We start from the raw sequence: 2,307 nt of genomic DNA, 5'->3' as shown, positions 1-2,307 counted from the left end.
ATATATGTTGCTTTTGGCATGCCGGTATAAGAGAGAAGGTCTTTTAGTTTGAATTCTCGTCGGAGGCTGTTGATGACGAGCGCCGTTCTCTCATTGTTAGAGTCAGGCAAAAATAACCAAATACAGATAGGTTAAAATAACCAAAATAGTGACGGGAGAAATTAGCCATAAAAGTTCAACTAAAAAAAGCCATTACGATTTATTTTATATCCTTTATACTGATATTAGCCAATGTACCAGTATATTAGAATGAATGAGAAAAATCGTAATGACTTACAAGAAATTTTAACACAAGCACTTAATGAAATAAAGGATGAATTAGGTGAAAAATTTAATATTGATAAGGTTAATCTCGCTGAACTTGAGAGAAGAACCGGTATATCCAGAGGAAAACTTAGAGGATTAAAAGCTAACAAGTTTGTGGTTAAACCTCATGGATTGAGTGGTAGAACATCCAATAATAATGTAATAGAGGCATTTTCTGGTATTCTCAATGACTTGTTATCTAAAGGTGTATCCAATGCATCTGTATGTTATGGCAGAATCTGTGAAGTTGGATATGCAGGAAGTAAAAGTGCTGTCAAAAACTATGTTAAAGGCCATAAGTATCTGATACCAGCCAAGAGACAAATAGTATCTCCACAGGGAAACCGCGGACGACGTTATGAAACAGGTCCCGGAGAATCCTATCAAATGGATTGGGGATTTGTTACTGTTGATACTGCGAATGGAAAAAGTTATAAAATAGCCTGCTTTGCTATGATATGCCACCATTGTGGGCAGAGATATATAGAATTCTTTCCTAATGCAAAACAAGAGAATCTTTTCATAGGTATGATACATGCCTTTATGTATATGGGCGTTCCAAGATATGTTCTTACAGACAACATGAAAAGTGTCGTTATAAAAAGGGATTATAATAATAAACCTATCTGGCAAAAGGATTATGAATTATTTATGGGGAATATCGGATTTGACACAAAACTTTGCAAACCTCGACATCCATTTACCAAGGGTGCTGTTGAAAGATTAGTAAGATTTGTAAAAGAAAACTTCCTTGCAGGGCGTATATTTACAGAACTCACAGACCTCAATTATGATGCCCTCAGATGGTGTAATGCTCAGAATGCAGCTTATCATAGAGCTGTTGACTGTATTCCTAATGATAAACATTCTTCAAGCTGCATTAAGGTAGCTCCACTACTTGAAGCATCGCCTGAACTCTCATTTTATCTATGCCCTCCCAGATGTATTTCTTTTGATGGTTTTGTAACATATGAGGGAAGACGATTTGGAGTACCTTATTGGTATACAGAAAAGACTTGTCGTGTAAAGCGAGATGGATATGTTTTATATATTTACGATTACAACATGACAAAGATACTTACATCACATGATGTTACTTGGAGCAGACGGGATAGTTATTGTAGGGATCAGTATCTAATTCATCAGGAAGAAGAAACTCCAACCGCTCCAATCACAACACGAATAAAACAGATTGATCCTCCCGAATATAATCCAGGATTTAGTAAATACAACTTTGAGGAGGACTGCGAATAATGGATGTAAATATATACAACGAAATACAAAGTATTACTTCCTATCTGAAGTTGAGTATTACTTCGCAGGAAGTTGCACAATTTTGTTCAGATGAAGCGTTTAATGATGAGCAGATTCAAGCAATAGCTGACTTTCTTAATCACATGAAAGACTTAAGGCATACTCATCTGGTTGAAATGCTTAAAACAATGAGTCGAATCCCATCAAGAGAGCCAAAGACATTTGAAAACTTTGATTTTTCGAGAATACATGGAAAGAATGTGGATACTTTGAAAAATTTATCTTCTCTATCAACTTTGTATGCTCATAAGAATTTAGCCTTTATAGGTCCACAGGGTGTAGGAAAGACTCATCTGGCAATGGCATATGGAAGATTATGTTTTGAAAATGAATATAAATCATATTTTCTTAAAGCCACAGAATTAAATCAAAAGTTTACTGATGCCAGACGTCAGGGACGTGAAAGTGCAATAATAAATGCATTAGTAAATCCTGCATGCTTAATAATTGATGAAGTTGGTAGATGTGTCTTTGATAAAGAAAATACCAGAATGTTTTTTGACGTAATTGATAGACGTTATAGTAAAGATGGTCCAAACAATATGATATTTACAAGTAATAAGAGCCCTGATAAATGGGGTGAATACTTCGGAGAAGATTCTTCTTTACTTTGCGCACTTGATAGAATATTTGACGATGCGATGGTTTTTATGATTAAAGGAAACAGCTATCGTGGAAGCAAATGTG

The 2,307-nt window shown here is 35.2% G+C and carries 2 protein-coding genes; both read left to right on the top strand.

Going from position 1 to position 2,307, the window contains the following annotated elements; translation table 11 throughout:
- The first annotated feature begins 249 nt into the window (after nucleotides 1-249).
- Complete coding sequence (gene istA, locus BLV79_RS12330; RefSeq protein ID WP_074719266.1) at nucleotides 250-1,560, top strand: IS21 family transposase; 1,311 nt, start codon at nucleotides 250-252, stop codon at nucleotides 1,558-1,560.
- The coding region (locus BLV79_RS12325; protein ID WP_074719265.1) for an ATP-binding protein at nucleotides 1,560-2,307 on the top strand (748 nt) is incomplete at its 3' end. The genes istA and BLV79_RS12325, both read left to right, overlap by 1 nt.

The sequence above is a fragment of the Lachnobacterium bovis DSM 14045 genome, from assembly GCF_900107245.1.
In the GTDB taxonomy this organism is placed as follows: Bacteria; Bacillota; Clostridia; order Lachnospirales; family Lachnospiraceae; genus Roseburia; species Roseburia bovis.
Note: the sequence above shows the minus strand (reverse complement) of the source record. Positions and strands in the feature narration are given on the sequence as shown.